Source organism: Nocardia amikacinitolerans (genome assembly GCF_900215415.1).
Taxonomy (GTDB): domain Bacteria; phylum Actinomycetota; class Actinomycetes; order Mycobacteriales; family Mycobacteriaceae; genus Nocardia; species Nocardia amikacinitolerans.
Genome location: NZ_OBEG01000003.1, coordinates 490303 through 511277, shown reverse-complemented (window position 1 = coordinate 511277; position 20975 = coordinate 490303). Strand labels below are relative to the sequence as shown.

Here is a 20975-nt window from a genome sequence, read left to right as displayed (position 1 = left end):
GGAGGTCGAGTTGTCCACAGTAGGGGAGTATTTCGCAGCCACCCGCATACGCGGCATCAACGAGGGCATCGGCACACCCGGTGTCGTGCAGGCCATGCAAGGCACCCCGGCCGATGGCTCCCTCGAACTACCGGTCGGCGTGGCCGGACCCGCTGGCGAGCAAGGCCCCGCCGCCGCGCCATTCCGATGGGAGGGCGACATCGCCGACCCCACCGCGCTCGCAGCGCTGGCGACCCGGCTCGGGCCTGCGCAGGCAGGCAAGGCGTGGCGCGTGCTGAGCACGAACGCGCTGATGATCTGGAACGGTTCGTCGTTCGATGCGTCCACCGACGCGTTCGGCGCGCACGGCCCGATCGGCGAGGCGAATACCCTCAGCATCGGCACCGTCACCACCGGTGCCGTCGGCGGCGACGTAGAAGTCACCGTCACCGGTGCCCCGCCCGCCCAGACGGTGAACATCACCGTTCCGCGCGGCGTGAAGGGTCTCAAGGGCGACCCCGGCGGGCCCGGCCCGATCACCGGTGCGAGCGACTACGACAACACCAGCGCGCCCGTCGACGGTGCGGTGCCGATGTGGTCCGCCGCGACGAGCAAATGGACGCCCACACCATCGCCTGGGTGGCGCGGTCCCTGGACGATCAGCGAGGCCACAGCATGGGACGGCGGCGTAGGGTTCGCCGCCGACGCGTCCAACACCAACACCAGTCCATTGACGGTCGCGATCGTCAATGTGCCCGCCCAGGATGTGGCGTGGCGGCCGATGGTGCTCGGCGGTGCGCAAGTGCGTTCCGGCGGCTCAGGTACACGCGTCGATCTCGAAGCGTGCATCGGCTCTGCGGCGGGCCAAGTTGTCTCGGTCGGCTCGGGTCTGTCGGAGGTGGTGTGGTGGTTCAACCAGCTACTTCCCACCTTCGCCACCAGCGCGGTCACCCCCGCCTCGTCGACCGGCGTGATCGCCGCCGGCGCGCCTGCCGCGATTCATCTGGTGATGCGCCGCAACGCAGGGTCTGACACCTTCAGCTATTCCCGCCTGCGCGCACATGTCGCGGTCTGGGCGGTTCCCGTGACAGGAGCCCCGTAGTGCCCACTGTGTACGACGCCGACATTCAGATCACCATGCGCGGCGTCGAGGATTCCGTTGGCCTGCCCTTCACGGTCAACCCCTTCGAACTCGCCGACCGTGAGGCGCTGATCGAGATCCGGCAAGGCCCACCTGGCGCACCCGGCCCCCAAGGTGAGCCCGCGTGGCCGTGGATCTGGCAAGGCGACATCACCAACTTCGCCGCGCTGACCGCACTCGGCCTCGGCCAAGCCGACGCCCGCAAGGCGTGGCGCGTCGTCGCCGAGAATGCCGTCTACTTCTGGACCGGCGTCGACTGGATCCGCTTCGCGAACGCCTTCCAGGCGCCGGGTCCGCAAGGCCCGCCGACCGTGCTCACCGGCAGCGCCACCGCTGGGGCAACCGGATCCTCTGCCGCCGCGTCGATCACCGGCACCGCACCGAATCAGACTCTGTCGATCACCCTGCCGCGCGGTCAGACCGGCGACCCCGGTGACCCCGGATCCGCTGGCGCGATCGCCGCAGCCGCCGACGTCGCCGACCTCACCGAGGCGCGAGACGGATCCGTGCTCGCTTGGGATGCCGCGGCCTCGCGATGGAAGGGCGTGCCGAACCCAAAGCTCGCAGGACCTTGGGCCGTCGCGTCCGGCCAGTTCTCCGCAGCGTCGAACATCAACGCGGAGATGAAAACCGTTGCGACAATGACGATCCCGGCGCAACCGGTCGCGTGGCGGCCGATCGTTATCTCCGGGCATCTCACCGTGCGCGTGCACGTCGCAGCGCACGACGACACGCGCGTCATCCTTGAAGTCCGCCTCGGCTCGGCAACCGGACCACTAATCGGCTACGGGCAAGCGATCTCGACCACCAACAACGGCGAGGTGCTGATGTGCCCGCGTTGGGAGGTGCCCATCACTCCCGACAGCACGCACGCCACCGTCGCCCCGAACCAGACCGCCACTCTTTACGTCGTCGCACGACGCGTCTCTGGTGTGCGCGCCTACACGATCGTGAATCAGGGTGCGCAGCTGGTTGTGATGGCCCAACCCTTGAAAGTGCAGCCCTGATGAGTGAAGAACCCGAGATCGTCGAGTCCGTCAGTTTTCCCGCCGCCGACGCAGTGACCAGCGAAGCCCCGCGATATCGCGACATCAATGGGATCGGCGTCACCGACAAGTTCATTGCGTTCATGCAGCAGGCGCTTCATGGGCGCCTGCCGGAACTCGGTGAGGTTGCCGAAGCCGATCCCCAAATCCGATACCTCGCTGAGGAATTGACTGTTGTTCACCTACCGGAGTGGCGCAATCCTGCGGGCAGGAAGTTGGCCGACCCGACTGTGACCAGTATCAAGGGCGCGCCTCGTCTGGCTGACTACCTGTTTCAGCGTGGCTGGCGGCATCATCCCGAACTCGAACAGATCCGCTGGGTACCTACTCCCGGCGGGCCGCCCGGCCCGTATGACACCGGCCTGCACGTCACCCCCGACGAGAACGGGGAATGGCCGATGCCGGACCCCGAAGAGTTCTACGACATCGACGACATCGATGTTCGCCAGCTCGAAGACGGTACTTGGGCTGCGGCGCATCCGCGCGGGCTGGCTTTCCAGGCGCCGACGAAATCCGAAGCGTACGCGGGTCTCGTCGAGAAGATCCGCACCAAGATCAAGGAGGCACGCGATGGCGTGGAGGGGTGACCCCGTCTGGTTGGCGGATGTTCTCAGAGCCGCAGGCTTGAAGGTCGTCGAGCACGATGGCTGGCTTGGTCGTGGGCACGGCGACTTCGCCGACATTCGCGGAGTCATTTGCCATCACACCGCAGGTGGAGGTGCCAATGACTGGAGCATCGTACAGAACGGGCGCTCCGACCTGCCTGGCCCACTGGCCCAATTGGTTCTGGAGCGGGACGGCACATATCGCGTGATCGCAGCGGGTGTCTGCTGGCATGCCGGTCGCGGCGCGTGGTCCGGTTGGCCGACCAACAACGCGAACTTCCACACCATCGGCATCGAGGCGGTCAACAACGGGCGCGGCCAAGAGTGGCCTGCCGTCCAGCTCGACGCCTACAAACGTGGCTGCGCCGCGATCCTGCGCCACATCGGCCGCACCTCCGACGACTGCGTAGGCCACAAGGAATACAGCAGCGAAGGCAAAATCGACCCTTTCGGCATCGACATGGACGCCTTCCGCCGCGACGTACAAGAAATCATCGACAACGGAGGCTCGGAAATGCCCGCGCTGCAAGAGACTTTCACCAACTACAAGGGCCAGACGGTCAAGCTCGAAACCGCCGTTTACCACCTGGACAAGTACGTCAACGAGATCCGCGAACAGCTCGGCGGCCCCGTCCCGTTCAAGGGTTGGAAGCAGCTCGGCGACAAGACGGTTGTCGACTCCCTCGCGGACGCGCACCGCAAGCTCGACACTCTCGCCGACGCGGTGAAGATCCTCGCCGAGAAGCTGCCCACCGAACCGAAGGCGGCGTAATGAGTCCCGAAGTGATTCAGGCCATCGGCGGGGCGATCGTGGCAGTGATCGGCGCTCTCACCATGTGGCAGCAGAAGCAAGTGTCCGAATTGAAAAACCGTGTCGCCGAACTCGAATCCCAGATGGAAGCAGAGCGCGGTCGGTTCCGTAGCGCCATGACGGTGATCCGGGGCTTGCTCGTCTACATCGACCAGTTGTGGATGGTCATGCGCAACGCCGGTCAGGAACCGCCGGCCAACCCTGTCACCATCCCGCCTGAGTTGGAGGACGAAATCTGATATGGCTGATCTGCCACCCCTCAAGTACGGCAAGGTCGTCGGTCGGTTCCTAGCGAACGTTGCTGACGGTCCCGATATCGGTACGACACCGGAATTCCCGCCGCTGACCGGCACACTGACCTTTGCCGCCGAGGCACCGAAAGTCTTGGTGGCCAACGGTGTTCCCGATCCAGCGACCTATGTCCAGCTGAGCAAGCACTACGAATGCAGCCTCGACGAGTTCGGCTACATCACCTGGCGTGGTAGCCGCGGAGTGCGTCTCGTCGCCGCGAACGCAGACACCAACCCGTCCGAATGGACGTGGCGGGTTTCGTTCGAGCTGTACTACGAAGGCGAACGGGTGCCGCTGGACGCGTTCAGCTTCACCGTGCCGGAGTACATCGAAGGACCGGACCCCGAGGATCCCGATACCGGCTCGGTCGGCTTGGTGGATCTCACTCTGGTGTCGCCGGTTCCGGCATCGCCTGGCAACGCGGTCGTCCGAGGCGAACGTGGTGAGGGCCTACAAATCGACCGGCAGGTTGCGACCTATGGAGATCTGCCCGCCACTCCGCCAGAGGGTGACGGCGCGCAGTACGTGGTCGTAGCGGATCGCCTGCTGTACGTGTACCGCACTGGCGACGGCTGGATGCCGAACGGACAGGGTGTCGTCATCCGCGGCCCCCAGGGCGACGAAGGACCGATCGGCGACACTGGCCCCGCGAACTCCTTGAGTATCGGCACGGTTACCACCGGCGCTCCGGGATCGGCTGCATCGGCCAGCATCACCGGTACCCCGCCGTCGCAGGTGCTGAGCATGACCATCCCGCGCGGCGACGTCGGTCCGGCCGGATCTCCTCCGGATGCGACCACCACCAGCAAGGGCATCGTCCAGTTGGCAGGTGTGCTCGCTGGCACCGCGGCGGCACCAGCGTTCAACGCTGCCGCTTTCGGCACGACATCGTCGACAGCCTGTGTCGGCAACGACGCGCGCTTGTCCGATGCACGCACGCCTACGGCGGCTGGGCAGGTGTACGACGTCGCTTTCGTCGCGCAGACCGGCACCCGCACCACCGGCGCTGGAAACGTTCTGCCGCAGGGGCACAAGCTCGACCGGCCGGTTCGATTCAACCGGGTCATCTACCGCGGCAACACCGCTGACGCGAGCGGCAGCCTGGTGGTCGAACTGCGCAAGAACGGCTCTCAGATCTCGGGCACGAACCTCACGATTGCGGCGGCCGACCAGACTGCGGGCGGTGCGAACGCCACCGCCTCGGGTACCTGGGACTTCGCGGAGGGCGACATCCTTTCCGTTCACGTTGCCAGCGTCGGCAGCACACCCGGCACCTACCTCGTCGCCAACATCAAAGGGGTGACGCTGTAATGCCCCTCGTGTTCGTCGGCGGCGGCCAGTCGTTCACGCCGTCCGGCATGACGAAGTCCGGCACAGAACCGTGGGCTAATGGCAGCATCTGGACGACGATCACCAGCTGGACGCCGAACACCGGTACCTACCCCGGCAGTTCGGTGACCAGCGACGGCCTGAACGTTCAGGGAACGAAGACCGGTGCCACCATCGCGGCCAGCGTCAGCTTCACCGGCGCGCTCGGTGGCACGCACACGATCCGCTTGATCGACCAAGCCAACAACGTCATCGCCACTGGCACAGGCATCGGCGGCACCTCGGGCACGTGCACCGTCACCGCCAACAGTGTCGACCTGACATCGATCACCAACGTCCGCGTTCAGATGCACAGCACCGCAGGGTCTTCCTCGGGCACGGTCAGCGCGGGCGGCACCTGCACCATCACCTGATGGACAATCAGGGACCGGGCTGCCAGGTGTCGTCGAGACACAGCAACGGCTGCCCGGACGGTGACTGGGCGACATAGTCGTAGCCTTCGCACGGTGACCCGACCGCACGATTGCCGATCAGCGGAAGCGACTCCACCCACTTCAGGGTTGGGCCGCCAGCGTAGGCACACAGCAACTGCTGACCGGCGGAGTCCTTCGCCCACTTGTTGACCGGGGAGCACGGCGCTCCAGCGATCGGGGCTGCGGGTGCGGCGGTCCGCGTGGTCACCGGAGCGCGCGTCGGCGGAGGTGGCTCGACCTCTGTCGTCGGTGCCGGATCCTCGGAAGTTGTTGGTGTAGCGGTGGTCTGGGCCGCCGGAGCGATCGGCAGCAGCCGCACCACGACGTTCGTCGGTTTGGTGCGGACGACGTCGAGGTTGTCGATCGAAGCATCCTCAGCCCATACCAGCGGCGTGTACACCAGAGCGGACGGGTTGGTCACCGGTGACTGGATGAAAACCCAGCCAGCGGCTTTGCCTGGCGTTGGTGCAACCGCCAACTCGGGGAATCGACTGCGGCAATCCATGTCGATCAGCGGTTCCTCAACGGTCTGGCTGAAGCCTCCGGAGTCGTTGACCTGCAACAGGTCACTGCCAGGGCGAGAGATCTCCAACGCGCTGTCGTTCACCACCTCGACGCGCACCGCAATGGATTGGGTTCCCGCCGGCGCCGGATCCTGCAAACACTCGGACGGAATCTCCACGGTTTCGACGAAGCGCACGCTGCCGATGCTCGTGCCGCCTTCGGCCTTGCTGATCGTGTAGGTCTTACCGAGGTCGCTTGCGGGCTCGGCTGAGGTCGTCGCGCCGGCGTCTTTCGGCGCTGGGTCGTTCGACCCGCAACCGGACAGCACGGCCGCGGCGGTGGCGACTCCGAACAGGACGGCGGCAGCTCTCATTGGATTCCCCTCGTTCGACCGGTCAAGACGGTACTCGTCCACCGGCCATGTCGTTCGCGGATCGGGCGACGCTACAGAAGCGCTCTAGGTTTCGCGGTAATACTCGACGACACCTTTGGAGTAGCTGATCACCCAGAAGCTGAACAGAATGAGGCTCGGTTCGAAGGCTTGCCGCCACGCCAGCAAGGTCAGCAGCAGAAGGTAGGAACAGCCGGCGATCACGCCGAGCAGGTGCATGATCCGCTTTTCGTTGTCGAAGGTCATCGCCCTCGTCTCTTGTCTCTGCGTTCAGCAAAGCGCCCGACCCCTGGAGGGTCGGGCGCCTTTCGTGTTTGCACTACTGCTTCATCGTCGGCCGGGCTCCGTCCTGCCCGTCGTCGTCACGGTTCGGCCGCTCGTTCCAGAGATCCCCGGCGTTGCCGTCGGGTCCAGGGCGATAAATTTCGCTCATGCTCACCTCCTTCCTCAGCGTCGTTGCTGTTCAGGGCACTACGTGCAGGGAGAAGCCGCAGTCCACTACGGCACGTCCGCGAAAGGCTTGAGGTACCGGGAAGGGTTCGGACTCCGTACCGTCGGCGTAGAGCGCCGCCCAGGTCTCGTTGTTGTACGAGCGCCACGCGATAATCCGCTCGCCGCCAAATGATTCGAGGTCGTCGATCCTCATGTCCGCACCCGCCCGGAATCAGGGGTGAGGCGTCCAGCTTCCTTCAGTACCGAGTGCGCGGAAGTCTTCGCCACGCACTCGCCGACGCGGCAGTTGCGATGAACCTGCATCGTTGAGTGCGCCGCAGCCAAACTGGACACCGCGTAGGTCGTGCTGCTGCAACCTCCGTGGTCGAAGATCGCGATGTCGAACTCGAATAGTTCCGTATCGGACATCAGCGTGCCTGCGCCTTCAACGGCGGCACGTCGAGCGCGTTACGACCGCGCGGGGTGTTGATGTAGGCGCGCCCGTTCTCGGTGAAGTCCCAGTGGTCGCCACTGCGTCGGAGCCAGCCACGGTATGCCAGTTCATCAACCGCGCCCCGGACGGATCTCGGGCTGAGTCCGGTATTGGCTGCGACTTCCGCGATCGACTGCGGGCCGTGCTGCTTCACCGCAGCCATCACCCGCGCTTCCGTAATTGTCATCTGTCCTGCCGCCTTCCCCTCACGAGACTGGGAGGGCTAACCCGGAGCCGGGGCGGCGGCACCGGCTCCGGGCGCCCACCTTCGAAAGGTAAAGAAGCAACGCGCACGCAAGCCAGGAAATTGCTTGAGATTGCTCGCAATTCATGCGTCTGTGCGTCAGATTTCGCCACGTGCGGCACCGAGCTTTGCGACAATCGAAGTGCCACTTCCCTTCAGAGACGGAGCGAGATCATGCGTCTGCGATTCCTCGGCAAGAACACCCAGGGCGAGCACTCGCCGACCCTGTACGCCAGCGACAGGGACACCTACGTGGTTCAGGGATGGCGCGTGCCGGACCATCCCGAACTGATCGAGATTCCCCATCCGCTGCTCGCCTATCTGGAACCTGGCACATGCCTGGGCACGCTGCTGACCGACACCGGACACGGCACCTTCACCCTGACGGGCACCGAAGTCAGCGACCCGGAGGCGTTGGGGCAGATGGACATTCCCGACTATGAGTCGTGCGTGGAGGTCGCCAGGGGAAAGGAAATCCGCCGCGATGCACCATCTGACCGGTAGCGACTTCACCAACCTGTTCCGAACGTGCCGCCAGTCTGCCTTTCACCTGGAGGTGCAGGACAGCTACGGAATCCCCGAAGAGTCCGAACCGTTTCGCAGGTTCCTCGCCGGCGAGCATGACGACTACGAGTGGATGCGCCCCTGGACTGACGTTGTGAAGGCGGGAACCGACCGCGGCGTGAACTTCACACGAGCGCGCGTGGTCACCGAACCGCACGTGGACTACACCAGGTGGGGTTTGCTCGTCGCCGCCCTGAACATCGAGGCGGGCGAGGACATCCGGTATCTGCCACGCCATCTCGCCAACGCAGACGAGATCCCCGCTGACGACTACTGGTTGTTCGACGACGAGATGGTTGCCTTCACATTGTTCACGCCCAGCGGCGCTGCGGCGGGCGCAGCGGTGACGACGGACCCGGTGATCGTTCGGCGCTGTACCGACATCCGGGACGCCGTTTGGCGGCAGGCTATCCCGCACGCCGACTACATCGAGGACTAACGTCGCGCCGTGGCCACAGTCCAAGAAGCGCGCCATGCCTTCGGACAGCAGTTACGAGACCTGCGCAAGGATGCCGGTCTCAGCGGAAGCCAGCTCGCAACCCTGGCGGGCTGGCATCCGTCCAAGGTGTCGAAGATCGAATACGGGAAGCAGACACCCACCGAAGACGACGTCCGTATCTGGTGCTCGCACACTGCTGCCGAGCATCACGTCCCTGACCTCGTTGCGAGTCTGCGCAATATCGATGCCGCGTATCTGGAGTGGCGCCGGATCCTCAACACCGGAGTCCGACGGCGACAACGGCACGCCTCAACAGTCGAGTCGGAAACCCGATTGATCCGCGGCTATGACCCCGCCCTCATCCCCGGTCTGCTGCACACACCCGAGTACGCCGAAGCGATCCTTCGGCAGGTCATCGAATTCAACCAGGTCCCCAACGACGTGGAAGGAGCGGTCGCAGCCCGCATGGAACGGCAACAGCAGTTCCTGTACCGCGGCGACCACAAGGTCCACTACCTGATCGCCGAACAGTCGCTCTACACCACCGTCGGCGACGACGACGTGATGCTTGGCCAGCTCGACCGCTTACTGACCGCCATGACGTTGCCGCGTGTGCTACTGGGCATCGTCCCGCGGATGGCTCCCTATCAAGTCTCCGCCATGAACTTCGTGATCTACGACCAACGTCAGGTGCTGGTCGAGGGAATCGGCGCCGCGCTGAACATCACGCAGCCGCGCGAGATCGCTGTGTACGAGAAGGCGTTTGAGGCGTTGGCGGCACAGGCTGTGATCGGCCAGGCCGCACGCTCCCTCATCACTGAAGCGGTCAGCCAGCGGACTGCGTGATGTCGTGAGTCATACGGGCTTGGACGCTTCACGCACGGCCGCGGTCCCCGTCGCACCCTCACAGTCCAATCCACCGCCATTGCTTCTCAACCAGTTCAACAAGGGCTCTGCCGTATTCAGCACAAGGTCCAACTCGTGGTCGAAGATGTGTCGCAGCTCGTCAGGAACGTCGAATCGCAGTACGACGGTGCTCATTGGACGACTCGCAGATGCCGGGCTCCGTCCGTCGGAGAGTCCAGCCACGCCAACGTGCTGTCCCATCCGACCGTCGCGTGCTCGCGCAACAGAGCGAGAGCTTCGTCTGACATCACGCCATGCCGAGTAGCGCGCAGCAGCGTCTTGGCGCGGGCCTGCCAGATGTCGTCGGCGCGGTTCGGGTAGCTCGTTTCGCGGTACACCTCGTAGGCCAGGTTCCAACCCAGGTGTCGTGCGTCGGCGCGGTGCTCGTCGAGCCACAGCAGCAGCGCCACCGCTCGCGCCTGGTCGGTGTCGCCCCGGCCGTATCGCAGATCGGCGGTAGCGATGGCGGGCAGCGGCGCTGCGAGATCGGCGACGTGCTGGCGCATCTCGACTTCGGTGGGGCCGTCGCACCATTCGATGCGCCATCCGCCGTACGAGTCGCGTCGCGGTCCGAGGTAGTTGCATTCGACATGACAGCCGGTGCGTTGGCAGAGACGGTAGGCGAGTTGGCCAGCCTGGCGGGAACGTGAGGTCACTGGACCGCTCGCAATCGCCGCCCGCCCGAAGCGATCTCGTCAAGCCATTCCAACACTCCGGCCCAGCCGTCGGATCGAAGTCTGGCGTCGACCGCATTGCACACTTCGGAGTCGATCCGACCGGCGGCCATAGACAAGAGCGCTTCGGCGCGGCGGAGCCACACGGTAGCGCTGCTTTCCGGGTAGCTGATGGCGTCGCAGGCGTATTGAGGCCACACGGAGGGGTACATCTCCGCGTTCGCGGGATCGAGATGCAGCCAGACAAGGACAGCCGCAGCTTCACCCAGGGCAGTGTGCGAACGCGCCGGACACATCTGGGCGATGTCGAGTGACGGGAAGCGGTCGGCGAGCCCGGCCGCGAGCGTGACCATCTGCCGCCACGTTGGGCCGTCGGTCCAGTGGATGTGCCACGCACGGCCGCGGATGTGGACGGTGTCGTGATAGTCGAGAGTGACCTTGACGCCGGCGCGCTCGGTCAGCATGGTCGCAAGCTGACGTGCCTGCCGCGATCGATTGGCGCTCATCGTGCGCCTGCCGGAGCTTCGTAAGCTACAGCGTAAGCTACAGTGCCCATCCTCGGGATTCCTATCCCGGAGTGTTTGGGCTGGTAGAGAGCCTAATGGTGGCTCCCCCATCTGGACTCGAACCAGAAACCTGCCGATTAACAGTCGGCTGCTCTGCCAATTGAGCTATAGGGGACTATTCTGGGTGGCTCTCCCGTACTGGGCGGGCCGAGGAGAAACTTTAGCGTATAGCTGGGCGGGTTCCCAAATCGCGCTTCTACCTGGGGTGATGCGGGGTGCCCGTGAGGCCGGTGTTGTCTCAGTTGTCTCAGGGGTAACTCGGATCCGGATCGACAGGTGGACCACGCGTCGGGCAGGATGGTAGCCGCGCACAGGCGATTGGGAGGAGCTCAGAGGAATGCTGCGGTTGATCATCGGCGTCGCGGCCGGTTATGTGCTCGGCAGTAAGGCCGGGCGGGCTCGCTACGAGCAGATCAGCGCGGCGACCCGCGCCGTCACCTCGAGCCCGGTGACCCGCAAGCTTGTCCAGGTGGGGCGGCAGAAGCTGTCGGACAAGTTGAGCACGCGGCCGCAGCTGGAGCCGATGGTGCCGCTGGACGAGCGCACCACCGTGCTGGTTCCGCACGATCAGCTGCGCCGCTGACTTCTCCGAGCGCGAAACCTACCCGGCTCAGCGCTTCGGACCGCGGTCAGCTGTGGGCATCGACCAGGTTGCGCCGCTGCGCGATCCCGCGCCCGAGCAGTCGCGCCACTCAGTCGCGCGCCGAACAACCTTGGTCGTGCCACTGAGCGGTCCAGACAGTGCTCGCCGAGAACGGGGCTCAGCTACGCCGTTGAACGTCCTGGAACGTGAACTGCTGCACCACAACGGATCCGAACCGAATCGACCCGAACAGCGCCGCATCCGCCAACCGGTAGCCGACACCGCCGACCAGCCAGCACCCCTCAAGCAGGCGCGAAATCGTCGGAGTTACCCATCGCCTGGGCCTCCAGACTCTTCCGATACTGCTCCAGCGCCACCAGATCCCCGAACAGCGCCATATACGCGTCGGGCTGCTCGGTCGCGGAGAGCCGCTGCAGCTTGGACTTGAGCGTCGCGATCTGACGGCCGACCCACGCCTCCTGGGCGCGGGCGAGCACTCCGGTGATGAAGCGCGGGATGTCGTCGACGGATTTCACCGGCAGCGGCGCGTTGGCGAGTTCGGAGACCATGGCGCGCAGGGTGAGGTCGTCGGTGCAGTCGGCGACGGCGTTGACCCACTCCGCGCCGCCCAGTCCCGCGGACGCGCCGCCCGCTTCGGCGATCATGGTGCGCACGGCGACGTAGGCGGGATGGGTGAACGCCTCGGTCTCCAGCGCGTCGAACACCGTGCCCGCGATCGCCGGGTATTGCAAAGCGGCGCAGAGGACTTGGCGTTGCGGAAGCAGCACCGGGTCGTTCGGGTTGGGGCGGGCGGCGGGTTGCTCGGTGACCTTGGTGCTCGGCGCGGGCGTCTCGGCGCGGCGCGGACCGCCGAGGCGGTTGCGTTTGGCTTCCTCGCCGACGCGGCGCACGACCGTCTGGATGTCGTCCCAGCCGACCCAGCCTGCGAGGCGGGTGGCGTAGGCCTTGCGGGTGGCGTTGTCCTTGATCTGCGCGACCACGGGGACCGCGCGGCGCAACGCCTCCACCTGCCCCTCGACTTGGTCCAGGTTGTGTTCGGCGAGCAGTCCGCGAATCACGAACTCGTACAGGGGGGTTCGCCGCGCGATCAGGTCGCGGACCGCGCCGTCGCCGGAGCGCTGACGTAGCTCGCAGGGATCCTGACCGTCGGGGGCGATGGCGATGTAGGTCTGGCCCGCGAGCTTCTGGTCGCCCGCGAAGGCCTTCAGCGCCGCCGCCTGGCCCGCCGCGTCGCCGTCGAAGGTGTAGATGATCTCGCCGCGCCAGAAGTTGTCGTCCATCAGCAGGCGGCGCAGGATCGCCATGTGCTCGTCGCCGAAGGCGGTGCCGCAGGAGGCGACGGCGGTCTTCACGCCCGCCAGGTGCATGGCCATCACGTCGGTGTAGCCCTCGACGACGACGGCTTGGCGACCCTTGGCGATCTCGCGCTTGGCGTGATCGAGGCCGAACAGCACCTGGGACTTCTTGTACAGCAACGTTTCCGGCGTGTTCACGTACTTGCCGGGCATGGTGTCGTCGTCGAAGAGCTTGCGGGCGCCGAAGCCGATGACCTCGCCGCCGAGGTTGCGGATCGGCCACAGCAGGCGGCGGTGGAAGCGGTCGATGGGGCCGCGCTTGCCCTGCTTGGACAGGCCCGCCGCCTCCAGCTCCTTGAAATCGAAGCCTTTGCGGAGCAGGTACTTGGTGAGCGTGTCCCAGCCGTCGGGTGCGTAGCCGCAGCCGAACTGGAGGGCCGCGTTGCCGTCGAAGTTGCGGTCGGTGAGGAACTTGCGCGCCGCCTCGGCCTCCGGCTCGCGCAGCCTCGCCATGTAGAACTCGTGCGCGGCGGCATTGGCGGCGACAAGGCGGGCGCGGGTGCCGCGGTCGCGCTGCACCGAGGTGCCGCCGCCCTCGTAGTTGATCTGGTAGCCGATCCGGTCGGCCATCTGCTCGACGGCCTCGACGAAGCCGATGTGCTCGATCTTCTGCAGGAACTTGTAGACGTCCCCGCCCTCGCCGCAGCCGAAGCAGTGGAACAGGCCGTGGTTGGGCCGCACGTGGAACGACGGCGACTTCTCGTCGTGGAACGGACACAGCCCCTTCATGGAGTCCGCACCCGCCCGCTTCAGCGCGACGTACTCCCCCACCACGTCTTCGATCCGGACGCGTTCGCGTATTGCCGCGATATCGCGATCAGGGAGTCGTCCGGCCACGCGACGAGTCTAGCCAGTCCGGCCGGGTTCGAGGCACCGGCATCGACTGTCAGGCCAGCGCACGGTACGGGTCGGTCAGGGTCATCGGCGTACGGGCGATATCGAGCACCGGTTCGGGGAAGCGCGGCCCGGCTACGTAATAGCGTGCGCGCGTTCGACCGACCGGTTCCAGCACTCCCGCGGTCGTCAGATCGCGCAGATCTCGCTGCGCCTGCTGCGTGTTCAAGCCTTCGGCCTGCTCGTAGCGGGAACGTCGCACGCGTCCGGACAGCGCGACATCGTGCAGGGCGCTGACCACCCTTTCGTCCATCCGCAGGCCGCGGGTGAACTCGGCGAGCTCCGTCCACACTCGTCCAGACCGCTCGAACCGTAGGTGCACCGTCTGCGCCTGCTGGTGATAGGCGGTGAGGTTGAACCGGATCCACTCCCCCACGTCCTGATCCGGCTGGTACTCACTGCCGCGCGCCGCGAGTTCGCGGTAGTACTCCCAGGTGTTGCCGGGACGGCCGAGCCACGCCTCGATCGAGGAGAACTCGGGAGCGAGCACGCCGTCGCGGGCGATCATGAGTGTCTGCAACGAGCGCGACATGCGCCCATTGCCGTCGGCCCAAGGGTGGATCGAGACCAGGTGCAAATGCGCCATGGCGGCACGGACCAGAGGATGACCGTCCTCGTCGGAGTTGAGCCAGTCGACGAGTTCGGAGATCAGGGCGGGCACGTCCTCGGCGTCGGGCGCCGTGTAGGCGGCGATGCTCGGGTCGCGAGCGTCGGTGACGTAGACCGGTCCACGACGCCACTGCCCGGCGGGTTTACGCGACGTATGCCGATGCCCCTGCAACATCCAGTGCAGTCCGTTCAGCAAGCCTTTGCTGTAGGAGAAGTCGTCGACGTCGTGCAGCGTCTGGATGTAGGTCATCATCTGCTGATAGGCCAGCGTCTCGGCGCGGTTCTCGTCGGAGACGTCGACATCCCGCTCGCCGGCCATCAGGTCCTCGACATCGACGGTGGAAACCCGGAACCCTTCGATCGAGTTCGATGCCGCGACCGCGTCGGCGATCAGAAACCTCCGGAGGCTGCGGATCCACTTCATCGAGGCTCCGGACAGGCGATGCCGGAGTTCCTCGTGCATGCGATCGACCTGGCTCAGAACTTCCAGGTCTTCGCTCGTCGACAGCGGCGTCGGGAACAGCACGATCCGACGATGTATCGGCGCCGCGATTACGTCAAACGCCGAAGTAGGTGGCGAGGCGTTCGAGGCGGCTTTCGGTGTAGGAGGCGATCTGGTCGACGACGACGCGGATCTGGGCGGTGGGGGTGGTGGCGGCGTCCCACCACGGGAGGAGTTGGGGGTCGAGGTGGCGGGGGGCTTCGGCGTGTAGGCGGGTGGCTACGGCGAGGATGCGTTCGCGCTGGGCGGCCTGTCGGCGGCGGTGGTCGGGGTCGGACATGACGTAGCGCAGGGCGACGGTCTTGAGCATGGCGACTTCGGCGGCGGCGACGGGCGGGATCTCCAGGTCGGCGGCGTAGCGGGACAGCGGCTTGGCGCCCGCGATGGTGCGGGTGGCCATGATGGCGGCCGTGGCGAAGCGGCCGACGAGCTCGCTGGTGAGACGTTTCAGCGCGACCGAGGCGGTGAGCGTGCCGTCGTAGCGGAAGACCCCGGCGACCACCGGCAGTTCGGAGAGACGCTGGGCGGCCTGGACGAGGTCGTCGACGGTGAGGGTGGGGTGCTGGGCGTGGCCCATGCGCGCCAGTTCCCGCTGTTCGGACGGGTCGGCGAGGGCGCGCAGGTCGATGCGGCCCGCGATGATGCCGTCCTCGACGTCGTGCACCGAGTAGGCGACGTCGTCGGACCAGTCCATGATCTGGCACTCCAGGCTGCGCCTGCGGTCGGGCGCGCCCTTGCGTATCCAGGCCAGCCGATCCACATCGACGTCGTAGGCGCCGAACTTGGTGCCGGAACCCGTTCTGCCCCAGGGGTATTTGATCGCCGCGTCGAGGGCGGCGCGGGTGAGGTTCAGCCCGGCGCTCGTGCCGTCGGGGGTGAGCACCTTGGGTTCGAGCCGGGTGAGGATGCGCAGGTTCTGGGCGTTGCCCTCGAAACCGCCGTGCCGGTCGGCGAACTGGTCGAGGGCCGTCTCGCCGTTGTGGCCGTAGGGCGGGTGGCCGATGTCGTGGGCGAGCCCGGCCAGGTCGACGAGGTCGGGGTCGCAGCGCAGTCCGTCGGCGATGCTGCGGCCGATCTGGGCGACCTCCAGCGAATGGGTCAGCCGGGTGCGCGGGGTGTCGCCGTCGCGCGGGCCCATCACCTGGGTCTTGTCGGCGAGCCTGCGCAGCGCCGCGGAATGCAGCACGCGGGCCCGGTCGCGGGCGAACTCGGTGCGGTGGCCGTTCTCGAACTCGCTGCGCGGCGGGGCGAGGCCCGCGGTCTTGGCGCGCTCGGCGGCCATCCGTTCCCGGTCGTGGTCGGTGTAGCTGTCCATCGGCGTCACTGCCCGGCGGTGTAGGAGAAGTCGGCGGAGAAGTGCGTCAGCTGGTACCACAGCAGCGCGAAGGTCTCCCTCGCGATGCCGTGTGCCTGGGATTCGCGGGTGTAGACGGCGGGGCCGGTGCGGGTCGGCGCGGTCCAGGCGTGCAGCCCGGCGTCGCGCGCCATGGTGCGGGTGCGCAGCGAGTGCCACGGGTCGCTGACCAGCACGGCGGAGGACATGTCGCGCGCCTTCATGGCGAGGGCGACGGCCTCGACGCTGCGCAGCGTGTCCGAACCCGTCTCGACGGCAAGGATCCGGTCGGCCGGTACGCCGCGCCGCTGCAGATAGTTCTTGCCGGAGGCGGCCTCGGTGTAGAGATCGCCCTCCTGCTTGCCACCCACGGTGATGACGCGCGGGGCGACCCCGGCCCGGAACAGCCGATACGCCTGGTCGAGACGGGCCTCGAAAACCGAGGACGGCGTGCCGGAGTACTGCGCGGCGCCGAGCACGACGATCGCGTCGGCCTTGGTGTAGTCGTCGATCCGCGCGACCTGCCAGACTCGAAAAGCCGTGCCGCCGATCAGCACCATGGCCGTCAGCACCGCGGCGATCAGGATCCTTCGTGTCCAGCGCAGCATTCCGGCGCCGACCCCGCGCGCGAGGCCGGATTCGTGCGCCGAGGCCGGTGTGCTGCGCTGGGGTGCCGAAATCACCCAACCAAGTGTGCCAGGTGACCCCGACCCCGCGCGGACCTGCGCGCACGCCGTGGCCGCGCCGGGATCGAATCGGCTCTGGCACCGGACAGGTCACCCGAACCGACGGAATGGCGCGCCGGAGGAGACGGCGCCCTTCACTCGGCCCCTTCCCGCAGGCGAGCGAAGCGATCGCGCTCCGGCGGCTCGAGCAGCTCGCCGATGGCGTGCAGCGTGCGGCGGGTCGCCGGGGTGGTCGCCTGGTCGAGCAGCGTGTCGGCGAGGACGCCGTCGCCTCGGCTCACACGCTCGGCGATGGGCCGCAAGTGGCGTTCGTCCACGGCGGCCAGCACTGTGAGCAGTTCCACCACGGCTTCGCCGTCGGCGGCGACGCCGAGCAGCCGGTCGAGTCCGGCTTCGTCGAGTCCGTCGAGGAACTCACCGCCCAGTTCGCGGCGCAGGCCTGGCTCCAGCCGGGACAGCACCGAGATACCGGCGATCAACGTCTCGTCCGAACTCGCCGTCGCCGCACGAACGATGGCGCTGCGGCGCGCGGCGGGCAGCACCCGGACGACGTCGTTGAGCCGGTCGGCCGACGGCGTCAGCGCCGCGGTGCGCAACAGCCCTTCGTCGTCAGCGATGCCGCGTTCGAAACCACGGATCAAGTCGTCGGTGGCGTGCTCGACGAAACGCGCGGAGGTGACGTAGTCGCGGCGGCGCAGCAGCTCGTTCGCGGCAGGGACCAATACCTCAGCGGGCATTCGCGGGGCGAGCACCGGGATGGCCCTGGGATCGAGATAGGGCGCGGCGTCGGCCATGTACTCCGGTGTGAGTTCGCCGAGCAGCCCGGCGGCCCGGTCCGGGTGATCGATCCCGACGGCTCCCCCTGCCCGGCCGCCGACCTCGGCGGGCACGGCTTTCAGCACCACCTTGGCGGCGAGCGCGTTGGGCACCAGCGGTGCGAGCTTGCTCACCCTGGCGAAAGTGGCCGTGTGCGCGTCGAAGAGCCGGTCGGAGATACGCTCGCGCAGTTCGCGCAGGTTCTGCGCGCCCAGCCGGGTGAGGCTCGCGAGCTCGGCGGGGTCGGCGTTCAGCGTCTGCGCCAGCATCTCCAGCTGGCCGCGGGTCAGCAGATCGGTCATCGTCTCGCCTACTTTCCGAACAGGATCTTGCGGGCCGGGATGCGCACGAGCCGCGGCAGCACCTCGAGCGAGGCGTCGATGGCCGCGTCGAGGCTGTGTCGCTGCTGTTGTTCGGCGCGGCGCAGGAGGGTCGACAGTGTCGCCGCCTCCTCGTCGGTGAGCTGGTCGATGATCTCGCGCGGCTCCGCCAGTCCGGCGAGCAGCTCACATTTCGGATCGGTCATCCCGGTCGAGGCTCCTTGGTGTCGAAAGAGGTTGACTAGCAGGGCTATTCGCGGTCAAGCGGTCCGGCGCTCGGCGGGTTGCCAGAGCGTGCGGTCGAGGAAGCCGCCGATCTCGCGCACCGCCTCGGCGGCTTCCGGCACGATCGAGGCCGCCGCCTGGAAGACGTGCACCTGTCCCGGCCAGATCTGGAGTTCGCAGGGCACGCCGTGGGCGGCGAGGCGTTCCGCCATGAGTTCGGCGTCGGGGTAGACGAATTCGCTGGAGCTGGCCTGAATCAGCGTGGGCGGCAAGCCGGTCAGGTCGGCATGCGCGGGCGACACCAAAGGTGTTGTCCCGCATGTCCGCTCGGCGAGCGCACCGAAGATCGGCACGGCGCGGACCGGGAAGACCGCGCAGACGCCGCCGGTGGGCGCGGCGAGCTTCGCGGAGTGATCCCAGTCGGTGAGCGGCGACATGGCGACGATCGCGGCGGGCATCGGCAGCCCCTGCCGCCGGATCTCCAACGCGGTCGCGAAGACGAGGTACCCGCCGGCGGAATCGCCCATCAGGGTGATGTTCTCCGGCGCGACGCCCATCTCGAGCGCGTGCCGGTACCCGTCAACACAGTCCGAGACCGCCTCGGCGATACCGTATTTGGGCATCTTGCGATAGCCGATCGCGAGGATGCGCGCCGCGAGCATGTCGGCGAAGCGTCCGACCATCTGGCGGTGCAGTGTCCGGTTCCCGACGAGGAACGCCCCGCCGTGCAGGTAGAGCACGAACCGGGATTCGTCGACGGTCCGTGGCGTGGTGAGCTCGGCTCCGCAGTGCGGCAACGCGATACGTTGACGGCTCAGCCCCGGCGCGGTGCGCAGCACCCGTCCCAGATGGTCGATCGCGCCGTACGGCCACGGCAGATCCGGGTAGCGCGACCAGAGGGCGATGAACGGCCGCACGGTGTACCGGATCGCCGCGTCGAGAACGCGGGAGCGGAAACTGCCGCCCGCGAAGTCCGTTCGCAGCGGATTCGCTTGGGGGCGTGAGGCGGAACGGTCCACGTCGACCGAATTCATGGTGGCAGCCCTTCTCGTCCTGGGTCCCCCGCCCGCGCGAGCGCTTCGAGCCCGCGCAACGCCGACGACCCGCGTTGTGATCCTGGCACAAGTATCGGCAACCGTCTGAGTCGGTGTCACTGCATCGATACGAGAATACGGCCTGCCGCGTTAGTCACGCGGAACGAATCGCGGTCAGATCGGATCCGCCGCCGGGGCGGTCGGCGGGTAGAGGCGGTACACCATCAATGCCGCCGCGAGCAGCCGGGATTCGGTGGGATCGGAGGGGTCGAAGCCGGTGAGTTCGGCGACGCGACGCAGGCGGTAGCTGAAGCTGTTGGGGTGCAGGTGCACTTCGGCCGCCGCCGCCTTGCGATCGGCGCCGTGCCGCATGTGCGCGTCCAGCGCCTCCAGCAGATGCGGGTACGGTTCGAGCGGAACGATGCGCTGCGCCAATCGTTCTCGGGACCGTCCCGGACGGGTCAGCTGATACTCCAGCATCAGGTCGTCCAGGACGTAGGTGCCCGTCGGGCGACCGAGCGCCCTGGCGAGCTCGCCGAGCTCGGTGGCTTCGCTCGCGGCCGACACCAGTTCGCCGCGCGGTACCGATCCGGCGTCGATGACGACGACCGAACTGCCCAGCCGAGCCGCGAGCACCGCGCCCAGATCCTCGTAGGGTGGGTCGATCGACGGGTCGGCGGCCGTCGGCAGCAGCGCGATACCGGTCGTGCCGTCGAAGGTGTTCAGCGCCGTGGTCGCGGCGAGCGTGTCGAGCGTCTGCTGCACCACCCGGATTCGGCGGCGGGCCACCACCGTGTCGACCCGCGGATCCGCCTGGTTGAACGGGACGACCTGGATGGCGAGCACGTCGTAGCGATCCGCCAGTGCGATGTCGGCGCGTGCGGCCAGTTCGGCGGTCTCGACGCCGCGAAGCATGGCGGCGCACAGCAGCCTGCGGGCCTCCCGTTCGCTGCCGTAGATCGACTGCTCCACGTCGCCGTGCGTCTCGGCCATGGAGATGGTCATGTTGGCGAGCAGCTCCAGCAGCAGATCGGAGAAGGCGAGCAGGTCACGCAGGTCGTCCGGTTCGGCGAGCGTCCCCGCCTCGGCCCACAGATGCCGCACCGATCCGAACAGCGCTTGGATCAACGCGCGCAACGGAATTCGGTCTTCGGCATGCCGCTGCACCACCGGAGCGACCCACTCGGCGACTTCCTCGGGAGTGCAGGACCGCTTCTCTTCGAGCGCCGCGAGGAAGGCCCCGGCCCCAGCGACGATCGCCGGAACGACCTCGTCGTTGAAATGCCCCGCGGGCAACGCCTCGGCGCCCGGAATCGCCGCGATTCCGGCATCGAGCAACTCGGTGAACAGATCGGTGAGGCGGGGAAGGAGCCGGGTGATGATCGGAGCGTCGATCGAGAGCGGTGACTGCACTGCGGGCATTGCGGCATTTTGACCGCGACCCGATGTTGCTGCAAGTTCCCCGACGGCGGAGATCGGCTCACGCACCGAAGCGCGGCGCGGTGCGGCGCGAATCGGCTCCCCTCGCCCGTCGGTGAGCTGGAGCGATGCGTTGCGGATTTGGGGCACTTAGTCTCTCGAAACGAATCGGCATGGTCGATCTTCTCGCCGATGTGCAGTGACAAGCATCGCGACAGACCCCTAGATTCGGACACCGGCCGGGCTATGGCTCGAGTCACAATCCGAGCAGGGCGGAAAGGAAGCGGCGA

At 67.0% G+C, this 20975-nt stretch carries 26 protein-coding genes and 1 tRNA gene; 11 read left to right on the top strand and 16 right to left on the bottom strand.

The window, feature by feature from the left end; all coding sequences use genetic code 11:
- The first annotated feature begins 10 nt into the window (after positions 1–10).
- The 7 genes from CRP45_RS16635 (at position 11) to CRP45_RS16605 (ending at position 5615) form a co-directional block, all read left to right on the top strand.
- Positions 11–1081, top strand: coding sequence for a hypothetical protein (locus CRP45_RS16635; protein WP_097245822.1), 1071 nt, complete (start codon positions 11–13; stop codon positions 1079–1081).
- Positions 1081–2127, top strand: a complete 1047-nt coding sequence (locus tag CRP45_RS16630) for a hypothetical protein (protein WP_097245821.1) — start codon at positions 1081–1083, stop codon at positions 2125–2127. The genes CRP45_RS16635 and CRP45_RS16630 overlap by 1 nt, the downstream gene beginning before the upstream one ends.
- Positions 2127–2753: a hypothetical protein gene (locus CRP45_RS16625; protein WP_097245820.1), complete on the top strand. Its 627-nt coding sequence runs from the start codon at positions 2127–2129 to the stop codon at positions 2751–2753. The genes CRP45_RS16630 and CRP45_RS16625 overlap by 1 nt, the downstream gene beginning before the upstream one ends.
- Before the next feature lie 37 nt (positions 2754–2790).
- A complete protein-coding gene (locus tag CRP45_RS16620; protein ID WP_245910171.1) occupies positions 2791–3543 on the top strand; it encodes a peptidoglycan recognition protein family protein in 753 nt (250 codons plus the stop codon).
- Positions 3543–3821, top strand: a complete 279-nt coding sequence (locus tag CRP45_RS16615) for a hypothetical protein (protein WP_097245818.1) — start codon at positions 3543–3545, stop codon at positions 3819–3821. Before CRP45_RS16620 ends, CRP45_RS16615 begins: the two co-directional genes overlap by 1 nt.
- Before the next feature lie 253 nt (positions 3822–4074).
- On the top strand, positions 4075–5184 hold the full coding sequence (locus tag CRP45_RS16610; protein ID WP_143861458.1) for a hypothetical protein: 1110 nt from the start codon (positions 4075–4077) through the stop codon (positions 5182–5184).
- A gap of 8 nt (positions 5185–5192) precedes the next feature.
- Complete coding sequence (locus tag CRP45_RS16605) at positions 5193–5615, top strand: hypothetical protein (RefSeq protein WP_143861457.1); 423 nt, start codon at positions 5193–5195, stop codon at positions 5613–5615.
- A 7-nt stretch (positions 5616–5622) separates the two neighbouring features.
- Here CRP45_RS16605 and CRP45_RS16600 read toward each other — a convergent pair whose 3' ends face one another.
- From CRP45_RS16600 to CRP45_RS16585, 5 genes are all read right to left on the bottom strand, one after another.
- The gene (locus tag CRP45_RS16600) at positions 5623–6594 is read right to left on the bottom strand and encodes a hypothetical protein (protein WP_143861456.1); all 972 of its coding nucleotides are present in this window, start codon (positions 6592–6594) and stop codon (positions 5623–5625) included.
- A 42-nt stretch (positions 6595–6636) separates the two neighbouring features.
- Positions 6637–6816 carry a hypothetical protein gene (locus tag CRP45_RS16595; protein ID WP_097245814.1) on the bottom strand — a complete coding sequence of 60 codons (180 nt, stop codon included), beginning with the start codon at positions 6814–6816 and terminating at the stop codon, positions 6637–6639.
- A 217-nt stretch (positions 6817–7033) separates the two neighbouring features.
- Positions 7034–7216 (bottom strand): hypothetical protein, encoded by a 183-nt coding sequence (locus CRP45_RS33355; RefSeq protein WP_143861455.1) that lies wholly within the window; start codon positions 7214–7216, stop codon positions 7034–7036.
- On the bottom strand, positions 7213–7431 hold the full coding sequence (locus CRP45_RS16590; protein WP_097245813.1) for a hypothetical protein: 219 nt from the start codon (positions 7429–7431) through the stop codon (positions 7213–7215). Before CRP45_RS16590 ends, CRP45_RS33355 begins: the two co-directional genes overlap by 4 nt.
- On the bottom strand, positions 7431–7682 hold the full coding sequence (locus CRP45_RS16585; protein ID WP_097245812.1) for a MarR family transcriptional regulator: 252 nt from the start codon (positions 7680–7682) through the stop codon (positions 7431–7433). Before CRP45_RS16585 ends, CRP45_RS16590 begins: the two co-directional genes overlap by 1 nt.
- 231 nt (positions 7683–7913) lie before the next feature.
- On the opposite strand from CRP45_RS16585, the gene CRP45_RS16580 reads away from it, so the two are divergent.
- The 3 genes from CRP45_RS16580 to CRP45_RS16570 are packed head-to-tail and all read left to right on the top strand — an operon-like array spanning position 7914 to position 9588.
- The gene (locus tag CRP45_RS16580) at positions 7914–8243 is read left to right on the top strand and encodes a hypothetical protein (RefSeq protein ID WP_097245811.1); all 330 of its coding nucleotides are present in this window, start codon (positions 7914–7916) and stop codon (positions 8241–8243) included.
- Positions 8224–8742, top strand: a complete 519-nt coding sequence (locus tag CRP45_RS16575; protein ID WP_097245810.1) for a DUF6879 family protein — start codon at positions 8224–8226, stop codon at positions 8740–8742. Before CRP45_RS16580 ends, CRP45_RS16575 begins: the two co-directional genes overlap by 20 nt.
- Before the next feature lie 9 nt (positions 8743–8751).
- Positions 8752–9588, top strand: a complete 837-nt coding sequence (locus tag CRP45_RS16570) for a helix-turn-helix domain-containing protein (RefSeq protein WP_097245809.1) — start codon at positions 8752–8754, stop codon at positions 9586–9588.
- Between the two features lie 191 nt (positions 9589–9779).
- Here the strand turns inward: CRP45_RS16570 and CRP45_RS16560 are convergent, their stop codons facing one another.
- From CRP45_RS16560 to CRP45_RS16550, 3 genes are all read right to left on the bottom strand, one after another.
- Positions 9780–10304 (bottom strand): hypothetical protein, encoded by a 525-nt coding sequence (locus tag CRP45_RS16560; protein WP_097245807.1) that lies wholly within the window; start codon positions 10302–10304, stop codon positions 9780–9782.
- A complete protein-coding gene (locus tag CRP45_RS16555) occupies positions 10301–10828 on the bottom strand; it encodes a hypothetical protein (protein WP_143861454.1) in 528 nt (175 codons plus the stop codon). The genes CRP45_RS16560 and CRP45_RS16555 overlap by 4 nt, the downstream gene beginning before the upstream one ends.
- Positions 10829–10927: 99 nt before the next feature.
- A tRNA-Asn gene (locus CRP45_RS16550) sits at positions 10928–11003 on the bottom strand.
- 222 nt (positions 11004–11225) lie between these two features.
- Here CRP45_RS16550 and CRP45_RS16545 point away from each other — a divergent pair.
- Positions 11226–11471, top strand: a complete 246-nt coding sequence (locus tag CRP45_RS16545) for a hypothetical protein (protein ID WP_067787169.1) — start codon at positions 11226–11228, stop codon at positions 11469–11471.
- Between the two features lie 302 nt (positions 11472–11773).
- Here the strand turns inward: CRP45_RS16545 and dnaG are convergent, their stop codons facing one another.
- The 8 genes from dnaG to CRP45_RS16505 all read right to left on the bottom strand — a co-directional run bounded on the left by dnaG (position 11774) and on the right by CRP45_RS16505 (position 20688).
- Positions 11774–13684, bottom strand: a complete 1911-nt coding sequence (gene dnaG / locus CRP45_RS16540) for a DNA primase (protein ID WP_097245805.1) — start codon at positions 13682–13684, stop codon at positions 11774–11776.
- 49 nt (positions 13685–13733) lie between these two features.
- Complete coding sequence (locus CRP45_RS16535) at positions 13734–14876, bottom strand: Fic family protein (protein ID WP_097245804.1); 1143 nt, start codon at positions 14874–14876, stop codon at positions 13734–13736.
- A 31-nt stretch (positions 14877–14907) separates the two neighbouring features.
- On the bottom strand, positions 14908–16167 hold the full coding sequence (locus CRP45_RS16530) for a deoxyguanosinetriphosphate triphosphohydrolase (RefSeq protein WP_097245803.1): 1260 nt from the start codon (positions 16165–16167) through the stop codon (positions 14908–14910).
- Between the two features lie 5 nt (positions 16168–16172).
- Complete coding sequence (locus CRP45_RS16525) at positions 16173–16793, bottom strand: YdcF family protein (protein ID WP_084483092.1); 621 nt, start codon at positions 16791–16793, stop codon at positions 16173–16175.
- Positions 16794–17005: 212 nt separating this feature from the next.
- Positions 17006–17989, bottom strand: a complete 984-nt coding sequence (locus CRP45_RS16520; RefSeq protein ID WP_097245802.1) for a hypothetical protein — start codon at positions 17987–17989, stop codon at positions 17006–17008.
- Positions 17990–17997: 8 nt separating this feature from the next.
- The gene (locus tag CRP45_RS16515; protein WP_097245801.1) at positions 17998–18213 is read right to left on the bottom strand and encodes a hypothetical protein; all 216 of its coding nucleotides are present in this window, start codon (positions 18211–18213) and stop codon (positions 17998–18000) included.
- 54 nt (positions 18214–18267) lie between these two features.
- Positions 18268–19266: an alpha/beta hydrolase gene (locus CRP45_RS16510; RefSeq protein WP_097245800.1), complete on the bottom strand. Its 999-nt coding sequence runs from the start codon at positions 19264–19266 to the stop codon at positions 18268–18270.
- Positions 19267–19440: 174 nt separating this feature from the next.
- Positions 19441–20688, bottom strand: coding sequence for a PucR family transcriptional regulator (locus tag CRP45_RS16505; protein WP_097245799.1), 1248 nt, complete (start codon positions 20686–20688; stop codon positions 19441–19443).
- Between the last annotated feature and the right edge of the window lie 287 nt (positions 20689–20975).

Coding starts and splice junctions, on each gene's coding strand:
- CRP45_RS16625 (WP_097245820.1), top strand. CDS start 2,127: ATGAGTGAAGAACCCGAGATCGTCGAGTCCGTCAGTTTTCCCGCCGCC.
- CRP45_RS16615 (WP_097245818.1), top strand. CDS start 3,543: ATGAGTCCCGAAGTGATTCAGGCCATCGGCGGGGCGATCGTGGCAGTG.
- CRP45_RS16595 (WP_097245814.1), bottom strand. CDS start 6,816: ATGACCTTCGACAACGAAAAGCGGATCATGCACCTGCTCGGCGTGATC.
- CRP45_RS33355 (WP_143861455.1), bottom strand. CDS start 7,216: ATGAGGATCGACGACCTCGAATCATTTGGCGGCGAGCGGATTATCGCG.
- CRP45_RS16590 (WP_097245813.1), bottom strand. CDS start 7,431: ATGTCCGATACGGAACTATTCGAGTTCGACATCGCGATCTTCGACCAC.
- CRP45_RS16585 (WP_097245812.1), bottom strand. CDS start 7,682: ATGACAATTACGGAAGCGCGGGTGATGGCTGCGGTGAAGCAGCACGGC.
- CRP45_RS16580 (WP_097245811.1), top strand. CDS start 7,914: ATGCGTCTGCGATTCCTCGGCAAGAACACCCAGGGCGAGCACTCGCCG.
- CRP45_RS16575 (WP_097245810.1), top strand. CDS start 8,224: ATGCACCATCTGACCGGTAGCGACTTCACCAACCTGTTCCGAACGTGC.
- CRP45_RS16555 (WP_143861454.1), bottom strand. CDS start 10,828: ATGAGCGCCAATCGATCGCGGCAGGCACGTCAGCTTGCGACCATGCTG.
- CRP45_RS16545 (WP_067787169.1), top strand. CDS start 11,226: ATGCTGCGGTTGATCATCGGCGTCGCGGCCGGTTATGTGCTCGGCAGT.
- CRP45_RS16530 (WP_097245803.1), bottom strand. CDS start 16,167: ATGGACAGCTACACCGACCACGACCGGGAACGGATGGCCGCCGAGCGC.
- CRP45_RS16525 (WP_084483092.1), bottom strand. CDS start 16,793: ATGCTGCGCTGGACACGAAGGATCCTGATCGCCGCGGTGCTGACGGCC.
- CRP45_RS16520 (WP_097245802.1), bottom strand. CDS start 17,989: ATGACCGATCTGCTGACCCGCGGCCAGCTGGAGATGCTGGCGCAGACG.
- CRP45_RS16515 (WP_097245801.1), bottom strand. CDS start 18,213: ATGACCGATCCGAAATGTGAGCTGCTCGCCGGACTGGCGGAGCCGCGC.
- CRP45_RS16510 (WP_097245800.1), bottom strand. CDS start 19,266: ATGAATTCGGTCGACGTGGACCGTTCCGCCTCACGCCCCCAAGCGAAT.
- CRP45_RS16505 (WP_097245799.1), bottom strand. CDS start 20,688: ATGCCCGCAGTGCAGTCACCGCTCTCGATCGACGCTCCGATCATCACC.